This window comes from Stieleria sp. JC731, from assembly GCF_020966635.1.
Lineage (GTDB): Bacteria > Planctomycetota > Planctomycetia > Pirellulales > Pirellulaceae > Stieleria.
Genome location: NZ_JAJKFQ010000011.1, coordinates 1,442,793 through 1,462,689 on the forward strand (window position 1 = coordinate 1,442,793; position 19,897 = coordinate 1,462,689).

Below are 19,897 nucleotides of genomic sequence, written 5' to 3' on the forward strand. Positions count from 1 at the left end.
AGAGGTAGTGGGGGTTCAATCCGTATTCATGCCGATACAATTCTCGGTGACTGCCGCAGATAAGATTCTGCACCCGCTCTGAAAGAAGATCATTCAGCACATGCCTCACGATACAACCGATACGCCAGAACAAGTCACCAGCCCCAGTTTTGTCATTGGGATTGGAGCATCCGCGGGCGGACTGGAATCGCTGGAGCGTTTTTTCGATGGTGTCGATGACTCATTGAAGGCGACCTTTGTCGTCGTCCAACACCTGTCGCCCAACCACGAAACGATGATGGATTCGTTGTTGAAGCGGCACACGGATATGCCAGTAATGATTGCCCAGGAAGGGCAGCAGTTGCACACGAATCACGTCTATGTGATGCCTCCGAAAAAGGAAGTAACGCTTGACGGGTTGACGATCCGACTGCACGATCAGAACCGCAGTGAACTGCCCCATCTGCCGATCGATCGATTTTTCAGTTCTCTGGCACGAGTCCCAGGCGTTGCCAAGGCCGGCGTGGTTTTGTCAGGAACCGGAAGCGACGGTTCGCGCGGTGTCGTGGCGATCAATCGAGCTGGTGGCGTTGTCGCTGTGGAGTCCGAAGCAACGGCGAAGTTCTCCGGCATGCCGAATGCGGCTGCCGCGACTGGTATCGTTGATTACACACTTCCACCGCAATCGATGGCTAATCAGTTGGCCTGTTGGTTCGCTGAGCATGACGATCTGGGAACCTGGGACAACCGAGACGATGAGCAGCAACAGATTTTTCGGTTGCTGCGCGATCATTGTCACATCAACTTTGCGAACTATAAATCGTCAACGGTGACCCGACGATTGGATCGTCGCCTGGCCATGCGTGGTGTGCAATCGCTGAAGGAATACGTTGCTGTCCTGCAAGCGGAACCGGACGAGGTTGATGAACTTTACCGCGACATGTTGATCGGTGTGACAAAGTTCTTCCGAGACCCGTCTTGTTGGGATCTTTTGCAAGAGAAGATTGTCGACAAGCTGTTTAAAGATGCCGACCCGAAAAAAGGTTTGCGTGTTTGGGTCTCCGGGTGTGCGACCGGCGAAGAAGCTTATTCGATGGCGATGATGCTGCACGAAGCGCGCGAGCGTCTGCAGTCACCTGTCTCATTCAAAGTGTTTGCCAGTGATGTGCATCCGGGATCAATCAAAATCGCGGCTCAAGGTTACTATCGTTCTGAAACGCTGACAAACGTATCGCTGGATCGACTTGAGAAATACTTTGTCCGTAGTGGCGACGGCTACCTGATTTCAAAAGACATCCGCTCCTCGGTCGTTTTCGCGATCCACAACATCCTGCAGGATCCTCCGTTTACCGACATCGATTTGGTTTCTTGTCGGAACCTTTTGATCTACTTCGATTCGCATGGACAACGAAAAGCACTTTCGATGTTTCACTTCGGTCTTCGGCAAGGAGGTGTATTGTTCCTCGGTCCGAGCGAAACGACTGGAAGGCTAAGCAATGAATTTTCGACGATCGATGAAAAGTGCAAGGTGTTTGCCAAACGCCGAAACGCCAGACTGCCGCAAGGCATTGATCTTCCGTTGCAGATACAACCAAAGCTGAATGTCGATCCCTACGCATTCCAGTCCGATCGATCTCCGCAGCGCGAGCGAATGCGGAATTACGATCGCATCCTTGATCACGTAATGCCGGCGACGGTGCTTGTTAATTCGAATCGACAGGTTTTGGAAAGCTTTGGAGGAATCGAACGGTATCTACGCGTCCCACGACGATTGTTCAGTAACGACTTGCTGGACGTCGCGCCAGCGGACCTGCAGGCACCGCTTTCAGCGTTGTTTCGCCGTGTGCAGAGGGATCGCACGAAGGTCCGGCTGCCTGTCACCGGAGTAGAACTTCCCAATGGAGATTTGGGTGATCTGGATATTGTGATGGACCCGGTCCCGGGGGCGTCAGAGGAAGTTCCACTTTACCTTATTCGTTTCACTGTCAAAGAAACGGTACGCCTTGAAGTACTTGATCGTGATGCCGATGCTGCGACGGTTCAGATCGAAAAAGATGATCGCGAATTGTCTGAACGAATTCTGACACTTGAGGACGAACTGCGTCACTCCCGTGAAAACCTGCAGGCCACGATTGAAGAACTGGAATCAAGCAATGAAGAATTGCAATCGACCAACGAAGAATTGATTTCATCCAACGAGGAATTGCAGAGCACAAACGAGGAACTGAACAGCGTTAACGAAGAGCTGCATACCGTTAACGTTGAATACCAAAGCAAGAATGCGGAACTTCGTGAACTGAACGACGATATCAATCACCTCTTCGGCAGCACCGATATCGGGACCATCTTTCTAGACGGTTCACTGGCGATTCGACGTTTCACACCCCGTGTCGCGACGGTGTTTGATCTCCGCCCACAAGACCTCGGGCGTTCGCTTTCCTCGTTCTCGCACACGCTGAATATCGATGATCTAACGGAGCTAACTTCGAAGGTTCTTCATGACGGTGAAAAGTTCGAGCAAGAGGTCGAAGATCGTTATGACAATCACTACGTGCTGCGACTTCATCCCTACCAGATCGAAGAACAGATCGCCGGTGTGATCCTTACACTGACCGATATCACTCGGTTGGTCGAATCACGTCGTCTTGCAGAGAAATATCAACGCCGGTTGCAGCGTGCGATCGATGCGGTACCGATTTTGGTCTCGTATGTCAGCAGTGATGAAGTTTACCAGTACGCCAATCAAGCTTATTTCGATTGGCTAAAACGAGATCGAGATGAAGTCATTGGCCGTAAAGTCAAAGATGTCATTGACAGTAAAGCGTACGCGAACGGCCAGCCGCACATCAAATCCGTACTCGAAGGACATTCGCAGTACTTTGACCAAGAGTTAAAGACGCCGAAGGGAACGATCAATCTTGCCGTTTCGTACATTCCTGACATCAACCGAAAGGGACGCGTTGTCGGCTTTTATGTTTCCGCAGCCAATGTGACATCGCTTAAACGTGCCGAGAGGGAACTTGCAGCGGCGGTCGAATCGGCGAAGAGCGCGAACCGTGCGAAGAGTGACTTTCTTGCGAAGATGAGTCATGAGATCCGCAGCCCGATGACTTCAATCTTGGGATTCGCGGATATTCTGGATGAGCAATTGAATGATCCCGACAATCGAAGTGCGATCGACATCATTCGGACCAACGGTCAGCACCTGCTAAATCTGATCAACGAGATTCTGGATCTGTCGAAGATCGAATCAGGTAACTTGGAGTTAGAAAAGGATCACTTCGATCTGCCATCGCTGTTGATGGAGTGCCACAACACTGTCTTGCCCAAAGCAGAGCGTGGACAAGTTGAACTGCAATTCGAAGTCGATGAATCAGCAAAGGGAAGTATCTGCAGCGACCGTCGCCGCCTGCGTCAGATCGTTTTAAATTTGCTGACCAATGCGGTGAAATTTGCCGCCGGCGGGCACGTTTCACTGCGTTGTTCGCGTTGCGAAGATTACTTTGTTATTGCCGTAAGCGACGATGGCTGTGGGATTGCGAAGGAGTCTCTGCCGCAATTGTTTCAACCTTTCTGCCAGGCAGACGACACTTCGATCCGTCGACACGAAGGTACCGGCTTGGGGCTGACGATTACAAAGCAGTTGGCCAGCCAAATGGATGGCGATGTTTCCGTCGAAAGCAAGCTGGGGGAAGGATCCACGTTCACAGTGCGGTTGCCGTGGATCGAAGGAAAGGCGGAGGAAACGATCGAAGATCCACAGCTTCGTCAAAAACAGCTGCCGAGTCTGAATCAGAAGAAAATCCTAGTGATCGACGATCGGCGCGACATCCGGTTCATCGCGGAACATATCTTGGTAGATGCGGGGGCACGCGTGACCACCGCAGAAAACGGCCAAGATGGGCTAGACAAAGCCCGTGCCGCAAATGAGTTAGCGGACCCGTTTGATTGTGTTGTCACCGATATCCAGATGCCAGAAATGGACGGGTACGAGACAGCAACAAAAATGCGTAGCGAAGGGTATGCTGGACCCATTTTGGCTTTGAGCGCTTCGGCAATGGCATCGGATCGTGCCGAAGCTTTGGCAGCTGGATGTGACGAACACTTAGCCAAGCCAATCAACCGAACGCTGTTCATTCGAACGATCGCTCGGCTGATCGGCTTGCTGGAGCGGTAATGATGGTTGTCCAACTACCAGTGGTTCAATACGCAATCGATAAAGAAGACTGTTTGCTTGATCTGAACGATCAGTGGACGGAGTTTGCGGTTTCAAATGATGCTGGCGCTAAATTGCGTCCCGAGTCGGTAATCGGCAAACCGATCTGGGATTACATACGTGATCCCGATTTGCAAACGATTTACCAGCGATTGATTGCACAAGTCCGCAAACACGGATTTGAAATCGTCTTTCCCTTTCGCTGTGATTCTCCGCTATTCCGACGGTACATGCGGATGTCGATGTCGAAACGCGACGATGGCAGTATCTTGTTCGTCAGTCGAACGGAAGAGATCGTTAAGCGGAGCGAAAGCGAGATCCGAGTCGGGCGTGCATATTCCGGGAGCCGCATCGTTCGACAATGCAGCATGTGCAACTTGTTTCAGTTGAGCGACAAAACTTGGGGAGAGGCGGACCAGCTCGTTTTGCAAGACAACACGCTTGCGGGAAATGCACAGCCAAGTCTGATCTGGGGTGTCTGTGAGCCCTGTCGAACACGCATGAAACAAGTGCACGAAGAAAGATTCGGTCGGGCCGAGAAGGCTGACTGACCTTCAGTTCGTCGGTGGATAAAGAAAGTTGCGAAACGTGGCGGTGATAGGGTGCGGCGCCTCGCGATGGGGCACGCTCCAGTAGGGTTTCTCGTCCAATCGTGCTTCCAGTGCATAGGAAGTCATCGGCGCCAACGCCACATACCATTGCGGTTGTTCTTCGTCGCCTTTGCGCGCTTCAATCAGAACAAACAGTTCTGGGTCGGTACCGTGAGCGAACACAAAAACGGCGCCGTCAACGACGTTCTCTGTTTTGTATCGATAGAGCGGCTTGGACATCAGTTCGAGCTGGTACTCACTGGTTCCTTCAAAGTCATCGCCGACCGAAAATCTTTGGGCGATGCGACGCATTTGCAATAGCCGCATGGCAGTCGAAGCACGAGGGGCCACGTCGTTGGCAATTGGTTTGAATTCGATACCAGGCTTGTTGGGCGTCCATGCTTTTCGACCGTTGTGGCTAAATGTCATCGGTGCTGTCCCCAGCGACTGAAATTCATGCAGCCAGAGCCGTTCTGACTTTGGGATCAGGAAGACTTGTGCCGCGGCAACAGGGCGTCCTTCTCGGTTTGCCCAAAAGAACAGGCCACCATCGTGAACGCCGCTGACTGGATTGGTCCAACGAAGAACGGGACGTTCGATGAATTTGATAGGATCTCCCGAAGCGTCTTTGACTTCGTACGCTGCACCTGATTGCTGCATGAACTCCAGTCTCGCATCGTCGGACTCTTTCATCGATGGCGGCTCTGCAGCGAAAAGTTGATTGCCAACTGTGGCAAAAACGACGGCGATCAGCAGAGTTCTGAACATGGGTGTCCGCTTGTTGAAATTGAATTTTGGAGTAGTTATAGGCAGCGTGTCTATTTTGGGCTGCGTGTCGTCGGCTTGTCAAATCAAGTCCAACGTTTCTAGGCGGAAGATCGGGATGATGCAGCCTGTGGCGTCTGCGAAGTCCGCCTGAACTGCGAAGTGGCGAGATCAGGTATGATACAGAGGCTGGCCGCGATTCACGGGATTCATCTCTATCGTGATGCTGCCTTTTCCGATCGCTAGATAGGTCGAAGCTATCGGTATTTCCTCAAGACCTCCCCGCCACCACCGAATTGAAACAATCCGAAATGGACCATCGCTATAGATCCATTGTCATCGCGTTCGTTCTGACTTACGCAAGCTGTCTCTGTATGTGTAGCCGCTTAAAGGCTGCCGAGCCGATGGGGATCGCAGTGGAGCTGAGGTCGCAGGATCGGCATTCATCTGATTCGCCATATTTGCCGAAGATCGATAAGCAAACTTGGAAGGCTCAGGAAACAGCAATCATCGTTTGCGACATGTGGGATTCGCATCACTGTTATCGTGCTGTCCAGCGGGCGACTGAAATGGCGCCCCGCATGAATCGCTTGATGAATGTGCTCCGCGATCAAGGTGTGACGGTCATCCATGCTCCCAGTGGCTGTATGGATGCTTATCAAAATCACCCCTCGAGGCAGCGATCGATTAGCGAGCCCAAGGTGGACGAACTTCCCGACGATATAACGAAGTGGTGTTATTCGATTGCGGAAGAAGCTGCTCAGCAGTATCCGATCGACCAAACCGATGGCGGCGAAGACGATACCGAAGGCGAGCACGAGGCATGGAGAAATACGTTGCTGATGCAAGGCCGGAATCCAGACGCACCCTGGACCAAGCAAATGGACCTGCTGCAAATTGATCCGCAATCGGATTGGATCAGCGACCGAGGTGATGAGATCTGGAGCATCTTGGAAAACCGATCCATCAAGAACGTGATGTTGGTCGGTGTGCATACCAACATGTGTGTGTTGGGGCGTCCCTTTGGGTTAAGGCAATTGGCCAAGAACGGTATGAATGTCGTCTTGGTCCGCGACCTGACCGACACGATGTATAACCCGGCGGCGAAGCCCTATGTCAGTCACTTTACCGGTACGGATCTGATTGTCAGTTATATCGAGCGAACGGTATGCCCGACCATCAGCAGTGATCAAATTCTAGGTGGCAGCCCACATCGTTTCCGTAATGACGATCGACCTACGATCGCGATGATGATCGGTGAATCGGAATACAACACTGCTGTGTCACTTCCAGCTTACGCGCTCGAAAACTTGGGCAAGCAATACCGGGTTGTCTACGTGCTTGAATCGCTGGATGCAGCAGATGGATTTGTAGGGCTAGAACAATTGGAGCAAGCGGAATTGTTAATTGTCAGCGTCAGAAGAAAGCTATTGCCAATCAAGCAGTTGGAGTTGGTTCGGCAATTCATCGAATTGGGAAAGCCCGTGATTGGAATTCGTACGGCAAGTCATGCGTTCTGCCTAAGAAATCCTGAATCAGCTAAACAGGAATCCAAAGCGGAGTTTGCTCAGTGGCCGGAATTTGATTCGCAGGTCTTTGGCGGGCACTACACCAATCATCACGGAAACAATTTGGCGTCGTTGGTCTCATTCGTCGGCGAACCGGGGCAGGAGAAAGGTCAATCGACAAACCCGATGACCAGTTCCCTGCTGCAGGGCGTTGATAGGCAACCTTTTCAGCAGGGTGGATCTCTGTACAAGGTTCGTCCACTGGCCGATGGAACGCAGGTTCTCGCGGTCGGCCGAGCTAACGGAGTAGAGGAAGAGCCCGTCGCATGGACCTATCAGCGATCCGATGGCGGTTGGTCTTTCTACACGTCTCTAGGGCACGAGAAAGACTTCCTTTCTGCCCCATTTGTGCAGATGCTGACGAACGTCATTAATCAACGATGTGAGCCGAGAATCCCGGCGTCACACTAGAACGTTTGTTGACGATCGTGCCTTTTTAAAGTTAGTTTAAGGTGAAGCGAAACGAACGCCTGTTCGTCATCGAGTTCGCATCCCAAAATCGTGACTTGCGTCTGTGAAATCGCACATATGGTGTGCGATCACAGAAAAGTCGGAATGGGCCCGCCTGTATAGTCACATTGCCCCGAAGACTAGGTCGGGCCCCTTCCGGACTACCAATGACGGTACACCACGATTTTTGGTGCTGCTCACCTTGTAAGTGAATCCCCTAATAAATTTCGCGAGTTGAGTGCAAATCGTCGCGAAGCTGTGTTGCGGAACCCCCTCGATGCTAAACAAATTTTCCGGCAATGACGCTGTACCCCCGACTGTTCTTCAAACAGGCGTGGATTTGGTTCCGCATTCCACTTCAAGCTTGATCGAGTTCGTTCAAACGGCAAATCGTATCGCCGCGATGATTGCCGCAGCGCTTGAAAAAGGGGACTCATTCGAACCGTTAATCAACACAGAGTCTGATCTGATCTACGTCAAGTCAGCCGACCAACGTTTGCTTTGTTCCAACGAAGCGTACCGGCGTGTTTTCACACCAGATGAATTGCCCGTCGGACGATTCGGCGCATCGTTTTTGCACAAAACGATCATTCCGATTTCCGAAGCCTCCGACAGATTGATTCTTGAAGGCTGCATGGAACTGCTCTTTGAACACTACGGTCGAGATTCAGAAGGGCAGTTGTCACTATTTAGGACGGCGAAAAAATCACTCATTGGTGTGGGGCAGGGATCGTTCGCGATTCTTGGGATTACGCGAGTTGAGAAGACCTTCATCGATTCGGACAACGAAATCGCCAAGGGGGCTTTGCTTGCCGATCAATGGCGCCGTTTCAACGAACTGCCGGAACTGGATCGCCAAATTGCGATTTCGCTCGCACGAGGTATGACGGCCATGGAGATCGCTCAGGAGCGTGAGGTTTCGAAGCGAACGATCGAAAATCATCGCAACACGATTCTTCAGGAGTTGGGCGTCGGATCTCCGCTCGAGATGATCAAGCTTCTGGTCCGTCTCCAAGAGAAAGGCTTTGGCGATCTGGGGGTCTAGTGTTTCGTTCCATCGGAAAAGTAGGGTTAAAGCCCTATAATCCGCAAAGCGTTAACGGCGGTTATGGCACGGATAACCGGGGCTAACGCCCATCGGCTCATCCGGAACAGAAGGCGACCTATGAGCCGCACCGCGTTAGCGGCGGTTATGGCGTGGACAACCGGGGCTAACGCCCATCGGCTAATCTGAAACAGAAGGCGACCTATGAGCCGCACCGCGTTAGCGGCGGTTCTCGCTCGGGCAACCGGGGCTAACGAGCAACCGGCTAATCTGAAGAAGATCTTCGCCCCAATCTTGTTGAACGTGTACGCACAGTGTTCAACAAGAATACCCGAGATATTGTGTTCCAGGAACTATTCGAAAGTCCCGTACTTCCAGGTGACTGTTGTCGGAGGGTGTAATTCGGTCTGACCGATCCCTTGATTGACAAACTCGCCATCGATTTTAAAGGTCCACCCCATTCCTGAGGTTGTGCCTTTTCCGTCAATGGATTCAATGAATGCGGTGGTGCCGCTGCCGCGGAAAGCGATTTGGGCAGTCCCAACCCGTTGCATGACGGTTTCAAGTGTTGAACCATCGGAAACGTTTTCAACGTCCTCGGTGATCACGTTTCCGTCACCCGGATCGATTTCTATCGAAACTATCCCATCAGGTTGTGGCCTGACCGTGCTTTCTGTTTCGGTCTGACTGGTACATCCAAGGACGAGTGCGACGAGCAGGAAAGCGCTCATCGCCATCAACTGTCTACGTATCATTAGTTATGGTTCGACCCACCACCGGTGGCATTCAAACGGGCAAAGAAGTCTGGCAGGTGTCCAACATAGCAGTTGCAGTGTTTGCAGACACTCGCATTCTTCGAAATTGCCACACCACAACGGGTGCATGGTCGCAAGCTCGGTTCTTCTGCCACCGGAGCGGCGGGAATCGCCGGTGCGTCGCCCAACATGCGTACAACAGCCGTATCGGTGACGGCCTCACGAATTTGGTAGCCGAAGACAAACTTCTCTTTGCATCGTGGGCATCGAACCGTCTTTCCGATCAGTTCGCTACCGCCACGGACTTTGTGGCCTCGTGGACATTTACACGTCACGCGTTCTGCGTTCATTTCACTCATGGTATTAACTCCCCCTCTTCCTATGATTGTTGGGAATCCATTCGCATTGGTTTGAACCCCGGGGTGACAGGCCAGTTTCGCACGAATCCGTGGCGCGACGCGTTGACTTTCGCGTCGTCGATGACTGACCGGCATATCGTTGGTGCCGTTACTAATTTCCGGGGCACCCCTTGATTGGGGTTAACTGTTCAGATTCGAGCTCCGCTGCTCGATCTTGGTCCTTCAAACTGATCTACATTGAAAGACCCGGTTTCGTGGAAAATGTTCGAAATGCCAACCGAGTAAATTCAACTGACAGAGGTACTGCTGGCCTGCATCAACGCCATTGCGGCATCATCAACGCTGGCGATTTATCTAGAGAACGCCAACAAGCCAATTCGCAGGAGAAAAACGGCGAGGGAAACTGCCCCAATGAAGGTGCACAATTGCCCTCGCAGTGTTTTTCCGAACACGTTCCGTGATTTCGTTTCTGCAGGTGTATAGAGTTTTATCGGCACCTGAACAGCGGCATCTTCGAAGTGCTACATTGAAGGAAGAGAACCATCCCTTGAGATCAATCGATTGCGAAATGCGTACCCGAAACCAAAATGTCGCACAGTCTGGGGCTTTACAATCCGGACGCTTACGAAGCATCTGTTCAGGTAAGCGAAAGGCGGTCCTGGCTTCTGTCCTCGGTTTATCTGTCGTGGCCTACAACGTTGTGCTGGTCGCGGACGACAAACGGGCCCCTGCCCCGAAGTTTGACGACAATTCGACTCGAGGCATCTTCTTTAACTCGATCGGTGACGCGATCCAGGGCGAAAGGCCTTCGCTGCAATCGCTTCGCAAGACTCAGATGGTTGTCGCTGCCAATGCCGGCGGCGGTACCAATGGCGAATCCGATGCACCCGACGGCAGTTGGGACAAACTGGTATCGGCCACTTCGCTTGAAGACGAAATTAAGCGAATGAAATTGCACTACGACAATGTAGTGACAACGCCAGGCCCGTTTAAAAGCGGCGGATACGAAGAAGCGAGATTAGACCTGATGGTGCTCAGCAGCATGTTCGCTGTGATCTCAGAGTACAAAGGCCAAGTGCGTTGGAAAGACGATGCCGCCGCCGCACGCGACCTATTGGGCCGAACGGCATTCAATTGCAACGCCGGTACCAATCAAGTTTTTAACGAAGCGCGAGCCCGCAAAGATGACTTGCAAGACTTGATCAGTGGCAGCGGCTTGCGAGGTCGGAAAGCCGAAGACGGAAATGACTGGGCTTCGATCGCCGATCGTGCACCCCTGATGGAGTACGCAGAATCGCTAAACGATCAGTTGCGTGAAGCGACCACCAGCAAGGAACTGGTCGAAGCAGAACCGGGTGACGCACGGCGGCCTGCGGAGCTGCTGGCGGTGTTGTCCGAAATCCTTATCAAAGAAGGAATGGATGAAGCGGACGACGGCGACTATCAAGCCTACAGCCGAGCGATGCGTGACGCGGCTTTAGAAGTTAAACGTGGTGTCGAGCTGAAAGACTATGGCATGATCAGCAACGGAGTCGGCGCCATCATGCAGTCTTGTGACAACTGCCACGGTGAGTACCGCTAGGCGGTTATCCATTTGCCGAATGATCCTTGGCCGGACGATTGCTGACCACGATCATTTCGACTGAAAAAAAAGAGCCAGGCAGTGAAAACGGAATCGTTCCACTCCTGGCGTCATTGATGTGCTGCACAATTTCATCTGTGTGCAACTTCAACAGCATGCGGGCAATCGGCGACTACTGTGCTTTCTTCAGTGTCGACATGTATTCGACGAGGTCAACCAAACCTTGTTGGCCAAAAACGTGATGCAAGTTTTCTGGCATGATCGACTTCTCGCTCTTCTTCATCGTTTCGATGTCGTCACTGGCGATCTTTCGATCAATCGCATCCGCGGTTCGAATTACAACTTCGTCGTCCGTTTCGGAAACTTTCAATCCAGAGATGACTTGCCCATCAGCTGTCAGAACGACGAAGTTTTCATAGTTGTGGCTGATCCCGGCACTTGGCAATAGGATTGCGGTAAGCATCGCTTCGCGCGAAAGCTTGTTTCCGATCTCGGAGAGGTTGGGGCCGACATCTTTGCCAAAGCCGTCGACGATATGACAGTTCGCGCAAGTTGCGGTGCTGCGGAAAAGTGACTTTCCACGTTCGACATCGCCTTTTTGCTTCGCTAGGCGGTCGACGGGTGGCAGCGGCTGTGAATCTTTTTGCGCCGGCTGTGGTAACACTTCAGCAGCGGAATTGCGGATCTCCGCGTCGTCGCTTCGAGCGAGCATCGCACCTGCAATCAACAGGGTGTCACCGACAAGCGATTTGTCTTTCGCTTGTTCGATCAGCTTTCGTTGACCACCTTTGCTGCGTGCAAGCGCCGCAACGGCAGCTCGTCTGAGATCAAAGTCTGCTTCAGCATTCTTACTCAGTTCGCTCAACAGCCATACGGATCGGCCGTTGCCTAGCAGTCCGAGAACCTCTGCGGTCGCGATAGCTTGATCTTTTGACACAAGCTTATTTCGAATTAGCGTCCGACCTTCTTCCATATCCAGCAGCAGTTCAGCGGCTTCAACGGCTGCCGATTTGTTCTCTGAATAAACTGTTTCGATCAGTTGCTGCTCGATCCCTTCAGGCTGAAAACGCTTCACCAGTTTGATGAATTCGGGGGTGCCTTGAGTTCGTTGGATCTGTCGTTCGATCGCAGCTTTTACTTCGGGGTGCTTTCGGTAATCGAATCCTTGCATGCGTTCGATCGCTCGAACGGCAATCGCGTCTCGCCTTGCCAGAGCGGCATCATCGCTGGGGCTGGCTGATGTCGCCAACGGAATGTCACAAGTCAGCGCTAACATTGCGGCAAACGCTAGTCTTCGCGTGTGGATCAGTTGAAGTCTTGGGTATCGCATGAATGGTCTATTGAAATTGTTTTGGGGATTTGAATAGCGATTAAACCTTGAAGTCAACAAGTCGCTATGGGAGCAATCGCTTTAGCACTTCGTTGCGAACTTCAGCGGGGTGAAATTCAAGACTTCGGAAGTAACGATCCGTTTCATTCAGTGATCGAGAAGGATCAGAGATCAGCGACACCATTGCCTCGGCGGCTTTGGGAGCACGAACTCGCCAAACAATGTCGCGACCGGATTCCGTATCCCAGTGGCCTTTGACATCCTTCAAATAAGCATCAAAACATTCGGCCGCGCGTTGGTCGCTACCGATCCCGAGAGCTTCCAAGTACCAACGGTCTTTGCCCTCGTATTGCGTCGCAAGTTTGGCCCAGATTTTCGGCATCGCAGGGCTTTCGTCGTATCGCAAGGCGATTGCCAGTTCTCGGCGAACGGCAGGCGAATCATCCTCAGCCGCGTCACCGAGCCAGCTTGATGGTTGCTCGGTCAGTTGTTTTGCCAACCGAATCGCGGCGATGCGCAGGTGGGGATTTTCGTCCGTCAAAGCTTTTTCGACATAGTGTTGGCCGCGACCAGGAATCTTGCCCAGCAACCAAAGTGCGCGAGCTCGGAATCGAGGGTTGGAGTCACCGTATAGCTTCAGCAGCTCTGCTTCGGCGGAGGTTCCCATCGCGTGCAGCGTTTGCCATGCACGTGCCTGGATGGCTCGGTTGGGATTACGCAATGCGCTCACCGCACCTGCCGCAGTTGAATAGTCGTAGTTGGGGACGATGTACTTCGAATCTGGCGGAGCGACTCGGAACAGTCTTCCGCGATCGATATCGCCCTGGCGGTGGCCACCGACACCTGGATCGTACCAATCGGTAACAAACAGAGAACCGTCGGGAGCAACACAAACGTCCGCGGGGCGGAACCAGCGATCTTCGGTACCGGTCAAGATCGGCTCGATGGTGGCTGTGTAACCGGCCCCGTCGACCGACGTCGGATAGGCTCGGACCGTGTTGGGGCCTGGGTCGCAGTGAATGATCTGGTCCCAAAAGCGTTTGGGAAGCAAGCGGCCTTCGTAGAAACAAATGCCACTGGGTGAACCAGCACCGGTTTGCAACAAGTTAGGAACAACACCGGGGTCATTGAGATGCCAGTGGCGATGCATGATTTCTTTTTCGATATTCATGCGATCGTCACGCCATCCGGCACCGGTAATTTCGTCGCGATAGCCGTAGTTGCCGTGTTCCATGACGAAGTTGATTCGCGTCCCGCGGTTGCCATCGTCATCGTTATCGCTTTGCCAAATCGTGCCAAAGGAATCGACTGTGGTTTCCCAGTTATTGCGGAAGTTGTGTGCAAGGACTTCGAAATTTGATCCGTCCAGGTCACATCGGAACGGCATTCCGCCGTAAAGCGGTGCGCCGTTGTCGACGACAGCGCGACCGTGGATATCGATCACGGTGTTTCCATTGGCGTCTTTGACTTGTTCTCCGGTGTTCCCAAAATTCCAATACAGTTTTCCGTCGGGGCCGAACAGGAATGAGTGTCCGGAGTGATCGTGTTGTGGGTTTCCAACGCCCGTGAAGATCGCCGTTTTGGATTCAGGGATGTCGTCACCATCGGCATCGGTAAATCGCCACACGTTTGGCGATGCGGTCACGATGACCTCTCGACCTTTGGGGCCATCGAGAACACAGATACCCATCGCCGAATCGACATCGCGACCTTGGTAAAACGTTTTGGTTTCATCCATCACCCCGTCGCCATTGGTGTCTTCGAGGATCAAAATGCGGTCGCCTTCGGGGCGTGACCCGTTGTTGCCACGATAGTTCATCACGTCACACACCCAGGCTCGGCCTTGGGTATCGATGTCCAGATTCGTCAGGCTTCGCAGGACCGGTTCGCTTGCCGACAGAGTCAGATCCAGTCCCTTGGCGACCGAAATGCCGCTGACTGCATTTTCCGGTTCACGTTGGGCTCCGCTGTCGGCGTTTCGAGCGACCGAACTGACGGTTGTCGGTGCGGCATCGGCATAGACTAAGAAACGGACGCTGGTTGCTTGTCCGTTGTTTTGATCGGTTCCACCGTTATCAAGGCCTCCGATGGCTGTAAATTTCGTGCAGCCTTTTGGCAATTGAAAGTGGATCAAGCTATTGGCGTGGGTACCGATTGCGTGACTGCCAATCGTTTCGCCTTTAACCGACCAGCGTTGTCCATTGCAGTTGGCGTCTTTTCGAACCGATGCCCAACCCGAGGTCGCGGATTTCCATCCGAGTTCGACAAGTGACTGGGGACCGGCGGCGCTGTGCACGGTCGGGTCAATCCAGTCTGCCCAGTCGCACGAGTATCCATCGCCTCCGTCATCGACGATTAGGTACAAGTCACGGACATCGTTGATCGGGACCTCGATCTTGACTCGGTTGCCAGGCGTCTTCGTGGTGATGACGTCACTGGCATACAGTCGACGTGCTTTCGATGATTTGGCAGTTTGAGGCTTTTCAGATTTGTTGGCCTTGCTGTCGGCTGACGCATCGAGATGGAATTTCTCGATGACTTGTTCCTTGTTGAAATTCTTGGGTTGATCGTAGTCTTGATTTTCAAGCAGGTCGTCAAAGCCAACCTGCTCTTTGCCCAAGCTTGCGCCGGTCGGATCAATTTCCGAGCCCGCGGTCCAAAGGATGGCGTTGGTGACCAGTCGGCGAATGTTGTCGTTGCCCCAGTTCCAGTGATAGTGACCACCGGTGAAGCCGAACGAGCGACCTCCATCGGCACGATCATAGGCCCAAGCAACCGTTTGAGGTTCTCCGGCGGCAACACTCTTTCGCACGATGGGGTTCCCGCTATGTGCTCCATCGGGACGCTTCATGGTGTGTTCAGGTGCGACGGCGGCCAAAATCGGAGTGATCTTTCCGCCTTCTTTGAATCGCATGTGGAAGTACCATTCGTCGTCGGCGGAAAACGATTCCACTCCCCGCGTGATGGGATGGTTTGGCAATGAGTTAAATTCGGCAACCCAGTGTGGATTCACGCTGTAATTGATTTCGAAATGTCCGCCAAGCAGGTCAACCCAATCGTCACCTGGCTCACCCGGAACCATCTCGACAGCGTAGTGCAAGCAGACCAGTCCACATCCTTTGCTAAGTCGCTTGCGAAGCTGATCACGGTGCTCGATCGCAATGTGTCGTCCACCACCATCGCAATAGATCACGATCGTGTCGGCATCTTCGATTTGTTGTTCGCTTGGCCACTGGCGAACAATCGTGACTTTTGCGTCAGAGCTTTTCTCGATCGCGTCTTGAAGGATTCTCAGTCCGGCAAAGTGTTCGTGGGCGCCATAGTTGTGGGACCGAGCACCGGCGACCATCAGGACATTTTTCGTGTCAGCTGCGGACCCAATCGAGTGGGTGAAAAGTAGTAGCTGGACGAGCAGCGTCATCGCCCAGCAACGATGTTGACACATCATGTTGAAGTGGCCTTTCGGGGGGAAGCTTATTGGGTGGGAAAGCAGTTAGGGAACCGAAGATACCCAGCGGTTAAGGGGCTCAATCGGTCCGTCCGCCTAGTTTAGCAAACCGTTGGAGCGTCATAGTTGACGCGCGGACAGTCTAACAAGAATTCGCCATTGGGGCACGACTGCAGCCGAGTGATCTTCGACGGGCTAGCGCTTTGACAAATGGGGAATGGCTGTTGGCTAGAAAAAAGACGGTTGTCGTTCCGCCCTCATTGAAATTCCACGCGAGTAGCACACACCATACTGGTGATGCGATCCAAGGATCGGCAAGGCTGTTCTAACGGAATCTGCTGCCCTATGCAGAGCGAGCAAGTTCATCACGCCAGTTGGGGTACCCCACCTCGATTCTTGGGTGGATTTACGATTAAGCTGGTGGGAGGGAACTCGAGGGCTTTTTACAGTATTGTGCTTCTACTGAGTGATTTCAGTGAATCCTTTCGAGACCCTTGTTTCAGTAAGATTCGTATTGGTGTCACCACATCGCAAGCGTAATCGCCGCGCGAGTTGAATTTGAACGATTAGGATTGCGATGGAGATCGATCGGCAACGAATACAAGATGACTTGCGCGGGATCGTGCGGGGCGATGTCTTGTGCGATGACGTATCGCGAACCTTGTACTCGACCGACGCCAGCATCTATGAACTGCAACCCATCGGAGTTGTTCGGCCCCAGTCGGCTTCCGATGTCGTTGCGATCGTGCGTTACGCGTCTGAGCACGATTTGCCGATCCATCCGCGTGGCGCCGGAAGTGGCGTCGCTGGAGAATCGATCGGTCCGGGATTGATCTTGGATTTTTCGCGATACATGCGTCGCATGCAGATGGATCGCAATGACGGCCGTGTCGTCGTCGAAGCCGGAATGACGCTGGCGGAATTGAATCGGGGTATCCGGTCGTCCGGCCGTTGGTTTGGGCCTGACCCGGCAACGCGTAGCATCACAACAATGGGCAGCGTGCTTGCGACCAATGCGTCCGGCAGTCACTACTTGCGCAGCGGATCGGCACGTGACAATATTCATTCGCTGCGCGTTGTCACGATGGAAGGTGAGTTGCTGAATCTGTCCAAGCACCAACCTTCGCAAACGGGCATTCCCGGTCGGTTGGCTCGCGGCTTGGTCAGCATCCGCGATCAACATCGCGAATGTATTGAGGCCCAGGCCGCATCCGCACCGGCACGCGGCGGCTATCGGTTTGACGGAGTGATCGACGAAGATAACAACGTTGACTTGGCAAAGTTTCTGTGCGGAACTCAAGGAACACTCGCTTTAATCGTCGAAGCGACAGTAAAAACGGAGAACATCCCAAGGCATCGAGGTGTCGCGGCTCTGTTCTTTCACCGTTTGGAATCTGCCGCCCGAAGCGCTGTTGTTTCGCTCAAGCACGGCCCAGTTGCTTGTGACATGATTGGCCGTCGCTTGCTAGGCATCGCAAGGGAAACTGAACGGCAATTCGGCAACATGTTGCCGCGTGAAGCCGAAGCGATGCTGTTGCTGGAACTGCAAGGCGATTCGCTGGCCGAATTGAACGATCGAATTGATTTGCTTAAAAGCGAACTGACCCGAGGTCCCGACGGCGCGTTCCAAGCGTCCTCGACCACCAACCAAAAACAACGCGATCAGTATTGGAAGCTTTGCCGCCGCGTCACACCACGGTTGGGGCGCCTGCGTGGCAAGGAAATGCCGATCCCATTTACAGAAGACATCGCCGTCGATCCGCAAAAGCTTCCCGAAGCATTAATCGCGATCCAGAAAACACTTCGTGATCACGAATGTACGTCAACCGTTTTTGCGCACGCGGGGCACGGCCAGCTTCACATTCGGCCGTTCTTAGATCTGTCCATCGCCGAGGACCGAAACAAGATTCGGCAGGTCGCCAATGACGTCGCAGAGGTCGTCTGGAAAATGGGCGGCCAAGTCTCAGTCGAACACGCCGCAGGGTTAAGCCGCAGTGCCCTTTTGCCAAAACAATACGGCGACTTTTGGTTAGCGATGGGGCAGATAAAACGTCTCTTCGATCCTCACCATCGACTGAATCCGGGAAAGCTGTTCGGCGCCGTCCTGCAGCAGCCCGATGAAAACCTTAGACCGATCGGTGATTCGATCCAAGTCGTCTCACCTGCGAGAACGCTGATCGAAGCATCCGAACGCGTCGTTCAGGAATCACGTTTGCAAAATGGCACGGTCCCACAGTTGCCGGTGATGCAACATTGGCCAGCGAATAAGATGATCGATCAGGTCACGCATTCGTGCAACGGATGTGGACGCTGTAGGACGACCGCGGTTGATGAACGGCAGTGTCCGGTTTATCGAACGATGCGGAAAGAAGAAGCTACGCCCCGTGCCAAGGCGAATTTATTGCGGGGTGTGTTAAGCGGTAAAGTCGACGTCGAATCACTTGCCAGCGATCGGGCAAAATCGGTTGCCGACCTGTGCTTTAACTGCCACCAATGCCGTGTGGAATGTCCGTCGACGGTGGACATTCCAAAAATTGTCGGCGAGATCAAAGCCCACTATGTCGCGACAAATGGATTGCCGTTATCCGAACGTCTATTCACACGCCTGGACTCGATCGCCAGTATCGGTTCGAGGTTGCCGCGGATTTCGAATTTGCTGCTGAAGAATCGTGTCACACGTTGGCTTGCTGAGCAGATGTTTGGGTTAGTGTCGACACGGCAATTGCCATCGATCGCCGATACCAGTTTCGTTCGCTACGCGGCCCGCCGTCGCTGGACAAAGCGAAGCGAATCAGAAGGCACCAAGGTGCTCTATTTCGTCGACCACTATGCAAATTACCATGATCCCGATGTCGGTCGCGCACTTGCAGAGGTCCTGCAGCAAAACGGCATCGGACTCTATGTGCCCACATCCCAGTCGGGCAGCGGGATGGCCAGGATCACCGCTGGCGACTTAAAGGGGGCACGCCGGATCGGGCGTCGAAACCTTCGACTTTTGGCCGAAGCGATCCGAAGCGGTTACACCGTCGTGGCGACCGAACCGTCGGCAGTCCTATGCCTCAAACATGAATACCCAAATCTGTTCGACGATGAAGATGCCTATCTGGTCGCCAAACATTCATTCGAGGCGTGTGACTTCTTGATGCATTTGGATCGTGAAGGAAAACTTGATCGCCAACTTAATCCAGTCGATGCACACTTTGCTTACCACCGCCCCTGTCATCTACGGGTGCTTGATCCTGACTTGGCCGCTGTCGAACTTCTGCGATTGATTCCAGGTTTGCTTGTCGATCATGTCGAAGGCGGTTGTAGTGGGATGGCTGGTACCTGGGGGTTGCAGCGAAAAAACTATCGCAACAGTTTGCGGATCGGTTGGCCGATGATTTCTGCGATGCGTTCCAGCGGTATTCCGATCGCATCGACCGAGTGCAGTGCGTGCAAAATGCAGATCGAACATGCCGCTGGGATGCAAACGATTCATCCCATCAAGCTTCTGGCCTACGCATATGGACGACTTCCGAAAGTCGGTGAGCAATTAGGCCTGTTGAAAGGGGGCATGGCATGAAAATCGAAATACTCTTGTTCGCCGCCTTGCGTGATGCAGCCGGGGAATCGTCGATCCGAGTCGACGCGGACGGGATTGAAACCGCAGGTGACTTGATTTCTACCGTAGCAGACGTTTTGCCCGAAGTTGCCCAGTTGATTCGCCACAGCCGGCTTGCGATCGATGGAGCCTATGTGGGTGAGCAAACGGCAATTGATGCATCCGCATCCGAGTTCGCTTTGATCCCACCTGTTAGCGGTGGCTGA

The 19,897-nt window shown here is 53.2% G+C and carries 12 protein-coding genes; 7 read left to right on the plus strand and 5 right to left on the minus strand.

Going from position 1 to position 19,897, the window contains the following annotated elements; translation table 11 throughout:
- Nucleotides 1-100 precede the first annotated feature (100 nt).
- Nucleotides 101-4,156: a chemotaxis protein CheB gene (locus LOC67_RS22060; RefSeq protein ID WP_230264979.1), complete on the plus strand. Its 4,056-nt coding sequence runs from the start codon at nucleotides 101-103 to the stop codon at nucleotides 4,154-4,156.
- Complete coding sequence (locus LOC67_RS22065) at nucleotides 4,156-4,746, plus strand: PAS domain-containing protein (RefSeq protein ID WP_230264980.1); 591 nt, start codon at nucleotides 4,156-4,158, stop codon at nucleotides 4,744-4,746. The genes LOC67_RS22060 and LOC67_RS22065 overlap by 1 nt, the downstream gene beginning before the upstream one ends.
- A 3-nt stretch (nucleotides 4,747-4,749) precedes the next feature.
- Here LOC67_RS22065 and LOC67_RS22070 read toward each other — a convergent pair whose 3' ends face one another.
- Entirely contained in the window at nucleotides 4,750-5,553 is an 804-nt protein-coding gene (locus tag LOC67_RS22070; RefSeq protein WP_230264981.1) for a hypothetical protein, read from the minus strand.
- A 308-nt stretch (nucleotides 5,554-5,861) separates the two neighbouring features.
- Here LOC67_RS22070 and LOC67_RS22075 point away from each other — a divergent pair, with 308 nt between their 5' ends.
- Together LOC67_RS22075 and LOC67_RS22080 are read left to right on the plus strand one after the other, a co-directional pair.
- Entirely contained in the window at nucleotides 5,862-7,529 is a 1,668-nt protein-coding gene (locus LOC67_RS22075) for a ThuA domain-containing protein (RefSeq protein WP_230264982.1), read from the plus strand.
- Between the two features lie 316 nt (nucleotides 7,530-7,845).
- Entirely contained in the window at nucleotides 7,846-8,613 is a 768-nt protein-coding gene (locus LOC67_RS22080; protein ID WP_230264983.1) for a LuxR C-terminal-related transcriptional regulator, read from the plus strand.
- A 353-nt stretch (nucleotides 8,614-8,966) separates the two neighbouring features.
- Here LOC67_RS22080 and LOC67_RS22085 read toward each other — a convergent pair whose 3' ends face one another.
- Together LOC67_RS22085 and LOC67_RS22090 are read right to left on the minus strand one after the other, a co-directional pair.
- Complete coding sequence (locus LOC67_RS22085) at nucleotides 8,967-9,368, minus strand: DUF4430 domain-containing protein (RefSeq protein ID WP_230264984.1); 402 nt, start codon at nucleotides 9,366-9,368, stop codon at nucleotides 8,967-8,969.
- A complete protein-coding gene (locus LOC67_RS22090) occupies nucleotides 9,368-9,727 on the minus strand; it encodes a hypothetical protein (protein ID WP_230264985.1) in 360 nt (119 codons plus the stop codon). The genes LOC67_RS22085 and LOC67_RS22090 overlap by 1 nt, the downstream gene beginning before the upstream one ends.
- A gap of 568 nt (nucleotides 9,728-10,295) precedes the next feature.
- Here LOC67_RS22090 and LOC67_RS22095 point away from each other — a divergent pair.
- Entirely contained in the window at nucleotides 10,296-11,309 is a 1,014-nt protein-coding gene (locus LOC67_RS22095) for a hypothetical protein (protein ID WP_230264986.1), read from the plus strand.
- A gap of 172 nt (nucleotides 11,310-11,481) precedes the next feature.
- On the opposite strand, the gene LOC67_RS22100 is transcribed toward LOC67_RS22095, so the two are convergent.
- Both LOC67_RS22100 and LOC67_RS22105 read right to left on the minus strand, forming a co-directional pair.
- On the minus strand, nucleotides 11,482-12,639 hold the full coding sequence (locus tag LOC67_RS22100) for a c-type cytochrome (RefSeq protein ID WP_230264987.1): 1,158 nt from the start codon (nucleotides 12,637-12,639) through the stop codon (nucleotides 11,482-11,484).
- Nucleotides 12,640-12,703: 64 nt separating this feature from the next.
- Nucleotides 12,704-16,060 (minus strand): PVC-type heme-binding CxxCH protein, encoded by a 3,357-nt coding sequence (locus LOC67_RS22105; RefSeq protein WP_230264988.1) that lies wholly within the window; start codon nucleotides 16,058-16,060, stop codon nucleotides 12,704-12,706.
- A 604-nt stretch (nucleotides 16,061-16,664) separates the two neighbouring features.
- Here LOC67_RS22105 and LOC67_RS22110 point away from each other — a divergent pair.
- Both LOC67_RS22110 and LOC67_RS22115 read left to right on the plus strand, forming a co-directional pair.
- Nucleotides 16,665-19,652, plus strand: a complete 2,988-nt coding sequence (locus LOC67_RS22110) for an anaerobic glycerol-3-phosphate dehydrogenase subunit C (protein ID WP_230264989.1) — start codon at nucleotides 16,665-16,667, stop codon at nucleotides 19,650-19,652.
- Nucleotides 19,649-19,897, plus strand: a complete 249-nt coding sequence (locus LOC67_RS22115) for a MoaD/ThiS family protein (protein ID WP_230264990.1) — start codon at nucleotides 19,649-19,651, stop codon at nucleotides 19,895-19,897. Before LOC67_RS22110 ends, LOC67_RS22115 begins: the two co-directional genes overlap by 4 nt.

Coding starts and splice junctions, on each gene's coding strand:
- LOC67_RS22060 (WP_230264979.1), top strand. CDS start 101: ATGCCTCACGATACAACCGATACGCCAGAACAAGTCACCAGCCCCAGT.
- LOC67_RS22065 (WP_230264980.1), top strand. CDS start 4,156: ATGATGGTTGTCCAACTACCAGTGGTTCAATACGCAATCGATAAAGAA.
- LOC67_RS22070 (WP_230264981.1), bottom strand. CDS start 5,553: ATGTTCAGAACTCTGCTGATCGCCGTCGTTTTTGCCACAGTTGGCAAT.
- LOC67_RS22075 (WP_230264982.1), top strand. CDS start 5,862: ATGGACCATCGCTATAGATCCATTGTCATCGCGTTCGTTCTGACTTAC.
- LOC67_RS22080 (WP_230264983.1), top strand. CDS start 7,846: ATGCTAAACAAATTTTCCGGCAATGACGCTGTACCCCCGACTGTTCTT.
- LOC67_RS22085 (WP_230264984.1), bottom strand. CDS start 9,368: ATGATACGTAGACAGTTGATGGCGATGAGCGCTTTCCTGCTCGTCGCA.
- LOC67_RS22090 (WP_230264985.1), bottom strand. CDS start 9,727: ATGAGTGAAATGAACGCAGAACGCGTGACGTGTAAATGTCCACGAGGC.
- LOC67_RS22095 (WP_230264986.1), top strand. CDS start 10,296: ATGCGTACCCGAAACCAAAATGTCGCACAGTCTGGGGCTTTACAATCC.
- LOC67_RS22100 (WP_230264987.1), bottom strand. CDS start 12,639: ATGCGATACCCAAGACTTCAACTGATCCACACGCGAAGACTAGCGTTT.
- LOC67_RS22105 (WP_230264988.1), bottom strand. CDS start 16,060: ATGACGCTGCTCGTCCAGCTACTACTTTTCACCCACTCGATTGGGTCC.
- LOC67_RS22110 (WP_230264989.1), top strand. CDS start 16,665: ATGGAGATCGATCGGCAACGAATACAAGATGACTTGCGCGGGATCGTG.
- LOC67_RS22115 (WP_230264990.1), top strand. CDS start 19,649: ATGAAAATCGAAATACTCTTGTTCGCCGCCTTGCGTGATGCAGCCGGG.